The sequence below is a fragment of the Mesorhizobium sp. M7A.F.Ca.MR.148.00.0.0 genome, from assembly GCF_003997735.1.
Taxonomy (GTDB): domain Bacteria; phylum Pseudomonadota; class Alphaproteobacteria; order Rhizobiales; family Rhizobiaceae; genus Mesorhizobium.
In genome coordinates, this window is sequence record NZ_RZTB01000378.1 from 1 (window position 1) to 264 (window position 264).

1 pseudogene is annotated in these 264 nt (G+C 66.7%); it reads left to right on the forward strand.

Features of this window, described 5'->3' with window-relative positions:
- Nucleotides 1–264, forward strand: a pseudogene (locus EOB49_RS38390) (carbon-phosphorus lyase complex subunit PhnI); the annotation flags it as partial.

Genomic DNA, 264 nt, shown 5'->3' on the forward strand with positions numbered 1-264 from the left:
CATGATCGAGGCGATCTTCCTGGTGCGCGCCTATCGCACCACGCTGCCACGCTTCGGCTACTCCAAGCCGATCGACACCGCCACCATGCTGGTCGAGCGACGTGTGTCGGCGACCTACAAGGATCTGCCCGGCGGCCAATTGCTCGGGCCCACCTTCGACTACACGCACAGACTGCTCGATCCCGAGCTTGCCGCGGGGGCCGAGGTCGCCGAGCCCTTGCTGCGCGAGACGGAAGCGCAAGCCATGCCGCGCGTTTCGGCCAT